Source organism: Candidatus Neomarinimicrobiota bacterium, from assembly GCA_034716895.1.
Taxonomy (GTDB): Bacteria; Fidelibacterota; UBA8477; order UBA8477; family JABMPR01; genus JABMPR01.
The window spans coordinates 1-6,800 of record JAYEKW010000188.1 but is presented as its reverse complement, the minus strand read 5'-3'; the positions used below and the strand labels follow the sequence as shown (position 1 = coordinate 6,800).

At 46.8% G+C, this 6,800-nt stretch carries 7 protein-coding genes; 6 read left to right on the top strand and 1 reads right to left on the bottom strand.

The annotated features are described in order from the left end of the window. Window positions 1-295: 295 nt before the first annotated feature. The 6 genes from U9Q77_11315 to coaE all read left to right on the top strand — a co-directional run bounded on the left by U9Q77_11315 (window position 296) and on the right by coaE (window position 6,192). Window positions 296-2,410: a M23 family metallopeptidase gene (locus tag U9Q77_11315; GenBank protein ID MEA3287945.1), complete on the top strand. Its 2,115-nt coding sequence runs from the start codon at window positions 296-298 to the stop codon at window positions 2,408-2,410. Window positions 2,411-2,665: 255 nt separating this feature from the next. Further along, window positions 2,666-3,052 (top strand): cytidine deaminase, encoded by a 387-nt coding sequence (gene cdd / locus U9Q77_11310; protein MEA3287944.1) that lies wholly within the window; start codon window positions 2,666-2,668, stop codon window positions 3,050-3,052. Between the two features lie 44 nt (window positions 3,053-3,096). Beyond that, on the top strand, window positions 3,097-3,660 hold the full coding sequence (locus tag U9Q77_11305; protein ID MEA3287943.1) for a thymidine kinase: 564 nt from the start codon (window positions 3,097-3,099) through the stop codon (window positions 3,658-3,660). Window positions 3,661-3,663: 3 nt separating this feature from the next. Further along, entirely contained in the window at window positions 3,664-4,881 is a 1,218-nt protein-coding gene (locus U9Q77_11300) for a nucleoside transporter C-terminal domain-containing protein (GenBank protein ID MEA3287942.1), read from the top strand. Window positions 4,882-4,955: 74 nt separating this feature from the next. Further along, window positions 4,956-5,597: an adenylate kinase gene (locus tag U9Q77_11295; protein ID MEA3287941.1), complete on the top strand. Its 642-nt coding sequence runs from the start codon at window positions 4,956-4,958 to the stop codon at window positions 5,595-5,597. A 1-nt stretch (window position 5,598) separates the two neighbouring features. Then, entirely contained in the window at window positions 5,599-6,192 is a 594-nt protein-coding gene (gene coaE, locus U9Q77_11290) for a dephospho-CoA kinase (GenBank protein ID MEA3287940.1), read from the top strand. Here coaE and U9Q77_11285 read toward each other — a convergent pair. After that, a partial coding sequence (locus U9Q77_11285) for a hypothetical protein (GenBank protein ID MEA3287939.1) occupies window positions 6,182-6,800 on the bottom strand: 619 nt, incomplete at its 5' end. The genes coaE and U9Q77_11285 overlap by 11 nt on opposite strands.

Here is a 6,800-nt window from a genome sequence, read left to right as displayed (position 1 = left end):
CGAGAGGCCGCTTTTAAGGAATAAGTAAAATAGTAAAAAGGGTATAAGGGTTTTTGGCATAAAAAACTCTGCGTCCTGGCGGCTCTGCCTGCCCGCACGAAGTTATACGCAGGCGGGCGAGAGGCCGCTTTTAAGGAATAAGTAAAATAGTAAAAAGGGTATAAGGGTTTTGGCATAAAAGACTCTGCGAGAAAAAAAATAGAGAGAAACCGAAATTAACGAGACATAGGGGAAATCGGCAAACGGACGCATAATAACCGTTGCATCATTGAGTGGAAAATCGACTTTATGCACCATGTTTCGAACCGCTATCCTCAGCCTTATTTTGGCCACTGTCCTGCTGGCACAAAATTACAAATGGCCGATCCGTGCTTCCCAAAGTCTGTCTGCAACCTTCTGTGAATATCGATCGGGGCACCTCCATGCCGGCATTGATATCAAGACCTGGGGTGAAATGGAAGTACCCTGCCTGGCCATAGCAGATGGCTACATCGAACGCATCCTCATCGGCTATAAGGGTTACGGTCGCGGTCTGTTTCTGCGGTTGAATGATGGAAATGTGGCAGTGTATGGTCACCTTGAAATATTCACTCCCATCCTCGAACGTTCAATTCTGGCTGAACAATTGGAGCAGGATCGTTATTCAGTTCGCTTAAAGTTCGCACCAGACCAATACCCCGTCAAAGCAGGTCAGGTCATCGGCTACAGTGGAACCAGTGGAACGGAACACCCCCACCTGCATTTTGAGATAAGAGACACCCTGAACCAGGCAGTCAACCCGCAACTACTCTATCCCGGAATAAAAGACACCCAACCCCCTATCCTGGATGAGATCCTCCTCTTGCCCGCCACTCCTGAAAGCCGGGTGAACGGAAGTCATTTCCCCGTGATCATCGATTTGCAGCATCCAGATGAGAAAGTTCATATCACGGGACCCTTTCAAACAGCGGTAAACGCCCACGACCGAGCCAATGGGACCTATAATAAATACAATATTTATCAGGCTGAGATCCTGGTTAATGACTCACTGATCTATAAACGCCTATTTGACCAGGTTCCCATGCGGCACAGTGGTCTTGTTGATCAAGTATATCCAGGAATCCGCGGAAAAAGAGGGTGGCGTTTTATGTCCATGTTTGCCAGTGACTCACTCTCTCTTTTTGCTCCTGAGCATCTGGATGGCAGGATCATTCCCCGAGGTATCTCCAGTCTGGAGATCAGAGTTAAGGACATCAAAGGGAACCAGGCAACCAAGGCGCTGCTCTATGGATACCAAAGTCCAGCTTCGTGGAGTGTGAAGCAAGTTGATGGCGCCACCATCATTACCCGCGACTATCCAGAAAATAATTATGAGCGCTACCAATTTTATACAGGATCTGATACCTTCCTGCCAGTCGCCCAAACCCTCTATAAGTTCAATTCAACCACCTGGATCATCAACACAGACCCGGGAGACACCGGGATCAGAGCTTTGGGCAGTCTCGGAGGGACAATTAAATGGATCATCCCACCAGCTACTCGATCTACTCCCGAGTTGGATTGTCAATGGCTTCCCAATGGAACCGGGTTCATCTTGAAGTTATCCAGTTCCGAACCCACTATCTTTCCGCTGGCCTATCGACTTATTGGTCCCCATATCAATTTTGCAGGTGAACTGAACCAAACTGGCAAGCAACAGGCTGAAACAGGTCTCATTCCCCTGAATGTACGTAGCGGAAGTGATCGACTTGAGGTCTTACAGGATACTCTGATCATAGCCACAGTTGATCTACAATCACTGATCACCCTTGATCCTCACAACAGCAGCGAATTCTCCTTAAATTCGTTAGGCTTTACCCTGCAAGCCGTTAACAATGGCTCAACACCACTTTACCTGCATATCGATACAACCGCTGCTCCTTATGATGATCACCCGGTGATTGGGGCAAGCATTAATATCGTGGGAAATTATGAGGACCAATTTGCCGGTCATATTACTTTTCAACACCCTGTTATTGATTCCACCTACTCGATCTTCAAACCGGGGAAAAAGGGTAGTTGGAAAAGGCTTATTCATCCGGATTCCTCCCGACAGGCAACCCTGCAAATTCGATCAGGAGGCAGCTTCTTTTTACTCCAGGATAACTCAGCTCCACGCGTAAAACCACTTAAGCGAAGGAAACGATACAAAACGGGAAATCGTCTGGTGTTTAAGATCAGCGACAATAGCCGGATCATCCCCCATCCCAGGCATTCAATGATCGCTTCCATCGATGGACAGAAATTCTTTCCTGACTATAACCCTCTGAGAAAAGAACTTTCCTTTCATGTACCCCGGGGAATCCATCGGGGTGATCATGTTTTTGAGCTTACCATTCAGGATGAATCAGGCAATTCAACTGATTTCAACTACTCCTTCACTGTTCGTTAGCATGTTCATTCCACTTAAAGACACCAATCCGGCACTGCGAAAGCCATTGGTGACCTATGGTCTGATCGCAGCCAATATCAGCATATTTCTCAAGATCGGAGCGATCTGGTTTATCGGAATTTGGATCGTTACACAATTTTTGTTCTAATTTATATCACCTGCTGATGGAACGGCTTATATTGCACACATCGGTGGATTTATTGCCGGACTCGTATTATACAGTATTTATCATAAATATCAGTTAAGCAGGATCGCATGACGCAGCAGAAATTAATTAAAGCAGCCCAGGATGTTCGCGAAAGAGCATATGCCAAATATTCAAATTTCAAGGTTGGAGCCGCCGTTGAAACAAGTGATGGAAAAATCTATCAGGGCTGTAATATCGAAAACGCCAGTTACAGCCTCACCCAGTGTGCCGAGCGAACAGCCCTCTTTACAGCAATTGCCGCTGGCGAGAAAAAATTCCGTCATTTGGTCGTGGCATCTGAGAATGGGGTCAGTCCCTGTGGAGCCTGTCGCCAGGTGATCTGGGAATTGTGTGGCGATATCCCCATCACCATCGTTGATGAGCAGGGCAATATCAAAGAAACCAGCTCAGCTAAGCTCCTGCCCAAAGCTTTTGGCGAGCAAGATTTGGCTTAGGATCTGTTTCGATTCCTTGGAAATATTAGGAGATATATGAAGATATGGAGCATCTAACGCCCCATCACAGTGGTTGGATCGAAGTTATCACCGGATCCATGTTCAGCGGAAAAACTGAAGAGCTGATCCGCCGGTTGAGAAGAGCTGAAATTGCCCGACAACATGTGGCCATTTTCAAGCCGGATATTGACAATCGTTTCAGCGAAGACCATATCGTTTCCCATAGCAAACAACAGCTGAAATCCACCCGGGTAAAGACCGCGGCTGAAATATTGCCCATGGCCAAACATGTCCAGGTTGTGGGTATTGATGAAGCTCAGTTCTTCGATGATGGTATCGTGGAAGTTTGCCGGATATTGGCTCGCCAGAAAAAAAGAGTGATCGTGGCCGGTCTGGAAAAAGATTATCGGGCAAAACCTTTCGGCCCCATGCCGGAATTGATCATTGATGCTGAATATGTTACCAAAAACCTGGCTATATGCGTGATCTGCGGAAACCCGGCTGGATTCACCCAACGTTTGAGTAATGTTGGAGATCAGATCCAGGTCGGGGAAGCTGAAAGTTACGAAGCCAGATGCCGTAGTTGTTACGAACCACCTGAGGAATAAACCATGCAAAGACTAACTGGATTACTGGGCATCGCTGCCATTCTGGGTATCGCTTATCTTATGTCAAACAACCGCAAAGCTATCAAACTTCGCATCGTATTCTGGGGTTTGGGTCTGCAAGTGGCCTTTGCCATCTTCATTCTGGCTACTCCCATCGGAAAACCGGTCTTTCAATTTTTTGACCGGGCTATTAATCGCTTACTTTCCTTTTCAGACACTGGCGCAGAATTCCTTTTTAACGCCCTGGCTATAGGTCCGGGGAACGAGGGTAGTCTTGGGTTTTTCTTTGCCTTCCAGATCCTGCCTACTATTATCTTTTTCTCAGCCTTTATGGCCATTCTCTATCATATCGGGTTAATGCAACTTGTTGTAAAATATATCGCGAAAGGGATGCAGAAAACATTGGGTACCAGTGGTTCTGAGACCCTTTCCGCTTCAGCGAATATCTTTGTAGGACAAACTGAGGCACCGCTGGTTATCCGTCCTTTTATCAAGACCATGACTAAAAGTGAATTTATGGCAGTGATGACCGGTGGATTTGCCACCATGGCCGGCGGTGTGCTGGCTATCTATGCGAAATGGTTAGCAGACATCCCCAATATTGCTGGTCACCTCATGGCTGCTTCTCTCATGAGTGCCCCGGCTGCTCTGGTTCTGGCTAAAATTATTTATCCAGAGGTCGAAAACTCACCCACTCAGGGAGATCATAAGATAGAGCTGCCCGAAACCAGCGGAAACGTCATGGAATCCATCGCACGTGGAACCAACGACGGTATGAAATTGGCAGCCAACGTCGGCGCCATGCTCATTGCAATTGTGGCTTTGGTCGCTGCAACCAATTACGGGCTGGGCTGGTTTGGTCTGAGTATCCAACAAATACTGGGTTGGATATTCTCTCCCCTGGCTTTTCTCATGGGTGTCCCCTATGCTGATATTTTTACCGTGGGACAGCTCATGGGTGAAAAAATCGTACTGACCGAGCTGGTGGCCTATGCTCACTTACAAGACATGGCTGGTGAACTGAGTGAAAAATCAATGATCATCAGCTCCTATGCCTTATGCGGTTTTGCTAACTTTGCCTCCATTGGTATTCAAATTGGTGGGATCGGTTCACTGGCACCAGAACGCCGGGGTGATCTTTCTCAGGTTGCTTTCAAGGCAATGATCGGTGGAGCATTGGCTTCCTGGTTAACCGCCACCGTTGCCGGGATCATGTTGTAGAGAATGTCCGATCTAGTAATCAGTTCGGCATAAGATTTGTTATAGTCAGTAATAAAAATTGGAGAAACCATAAAATGCGTATGATCTTTTTAGGACCACCCGGAGCAGGCAAAGGTACTCAGGCCAAATTAATTGTTAAAGACTACGGAATTAAACAGTTGTCGACAGGTGATCTGCTCAGGGAACACCGCCGTTTGGAATCTGATCTTGGCGCAGAAGCACAAAGTTTTATGGATGCCGGCGACCTGGTTCCGGATGGCATAATATTAGGAATGGTTGAAGTGGAATTTTCCAAACCGGAATTGGATCCCGGCTATATCCTGGATGGCTTCCCCAGAACCTGTCCCCAGGCTGATGGACTGGATGAACTCCTGGGAAAACTGGATCAAAAGCTGGATCACGTATTGGTTCTGGAAGTTCCTGATTCTGAGTTGATCCGTCGACTGACAGCTCGCAGATCATGCTCGAAGTGTGGACACATCTACAATCTGATCTTCAATCCACCCAAAACAGAGGGCATCTGTGACCACGATGGCGAACCCCTCATTCACCGTTCCGATGATACGGAAGCCACAGTCCAAAACCGGCTGGAGGTCTACCAAACGCAAACCAAGCCCTTGATCGATCATTATGAAAAACAGGGACTTATCAGACATATTGACGGCACAGGAGATGTTGCTCAGATCTACCAGCGGATTCTGACTGCCATACAATAAAATGTACATACTCGGCGTTACGGGTAACATTGGTTCAGGTAAGAGCACGGTTAGCAAGCACTTAGCTGAATCAGGTGCCGGGTTTTCCCAGTCAGATGATCTGGCCAAAGAACTCCTCCAAAATGATTCTGATCTATTAGAACAATTAGCCCATCGTTTTGGACAGGATATCCTGGATGAAAGAGGACAACTCCGACGTCATATCCTTGCAGAGCGGGCTTTTGCTACTCGGGAAGATCAGAAATTTCTGAATCAATTGATCCATCCTAAAGTTCGTCAGGTAACCCTTGCAAGACTGGATCAGGCTCGCAAGGAGAACAGATCATTTTTTGTCATCGATGCACCACTTTTATTTGAAGCAGGTGTGGATTCTATCTGTGATAGTGTATTGGTAGTGGTCGCTGACAATATTTATCGCCAGAGCCGAGTTGAACACCGCAGTCAGATCACAGAGTCTGATTTTAAACGCCGTGACAATTTGCAGTTATCCATCGAGGAGAAGATCAACCGGGCTGATCATGTGATCTACAATAATGGGAGTTTAAACGAATTATTAGCGCAGGTTGATGTGCTCTATGATCAACTCAACCTTTAAGCAAAGCATGGTGACGAAGGGCGAAATTGTCCGTCATGCCAGCAACCCAATCACACACATGCCTCATCTGAATCGACACATCTGATTCTTCGGCAACACCCCTGGGCAGAGGTAGATTCTCAAGAACCGGTCGTTGACCTAAAACTGCATCCCGATAATAAGAAAATAATTCATCCAAAATGGTCACGCCGGCTGATTCGGGGATTCTGACATAATTTGAATTATAGATCAAGGTGAAATTTAGAGCTCTTAATGCTTTCAACTCTGCCTTTGCTTGCTCAGTTAGATCCAGGGTAAGTGAATAGCGCGGCACATCCCGATAAGGTTTCGCTACTGCTGAAAGCTTCACTGAGGTGATCCAATGTCCAATTACGCCGGCCACAAAGCGAGACATTGGAAATTGTCCCTTAAGAACCTTATCCAACTGTGAACGTAGCTCATCACTGACCTCTGGAAATTCACTTTTCCAAAAATCCTGAACCTGCCCGGGCCCCAGGACACTCTGTTTCACTCCATCAAACAGATCGGATGTCGTATAGGCAATATCATCAGCAAGATCCATGATAGCACACTCAATTGGTCTTATCGAAACGCCAGTTTGGCTCGCC

Coding starts and splice junctions, on each gene's coding strand:
- U9Q77_11315 (MEA3287945.1), top strand. CDS start 296: ATGTTTCGAACCGCTATCCTCAGCCTTATTTTGGCCACTGTCCTGCTG.
- cdd (MEA3287944.1), top strand. CDS start 2,666: ATGACGCAGCAGAAATTAATTAAAGCAGCCCAGGATGTTCGCGAAAGA.
- U9Q77_11305 (MEA3287943.1), top strand. CDS start 3,097: ATGGAGCATCTAACGCCCCATCACAGTGGTTGGATCGAAGTTATCACC.
- U9Q77_11300 (MEA3287942.1), top strand. CDS start 3,664: ATGCAAAGACTAACTGGATTACTGGGCATCGCTGCCATTCTGGGTATC.
- U9Q77_11295 (MEA3287941.1), top strand. CDS start 4,956: ATGCGTATGATCTTTTTAGGACCACCCGGAGCAGGCAAAGGTACTCAG.
- coaE (MEA3287940.1), top strand. CDS start 5,599: ATGTACATACTCGGCGTTACGGGTAACATTGGTTCAGGTAAGAGCACG.